Origin of the sequence: Parachlamydia acanthamoebae, from assembly GCF_000875975.1 — a bacterium.
GTDB classification, from domain to species: Bacteria; Chlamydiota; Chlamydiia; order Chlamydiales; family Parachlamydiaceae; genus Parachlamydia; species Parachlamydia acanthamoebae.
Genome location: NZ_BAWW01000024.1, coordinates 1 through 249 on the forward strand (window position 1 = coordinate 1; position 249 = coordinate 249).

Annotated in this window: 1 protein-coding gene; it reads left to right on the forward strand. The window is 38.2% G+C overall.

Going from position 1 to position 249, the window contains the following annotated elements; translation table 11 throughout:
• On the forward strand, positions 1 to 249 hold a 249-nt coding region (locus tag AOM43_RS06215; RefSeq protein WP_193374857.1), incomplete at both ends, for a transposase.

Here is a 249-nt window from a genome sequence, read left to right on the forward strand (position 1 = left end):
GAAATTCTTCGTAAAGGGGCTCAAAAATTGTTACAGCAAGCTATTGAATTTGAAGTACAAGAATATCTGGAACTTTACAAACAATCGAAAGAATCTACCCATCAATCTCCTGCAGTAAGAAATGGTTACTTACCAGAAAAAAACATTCAAACCGGTCTTGGCCCAATTGCAATTCGCCAGCCTAGAATAAGACATAGAGACAATGGCAAGTTCACAAGTGCGATTTTGCCACCTTATTTGAGAAGGACA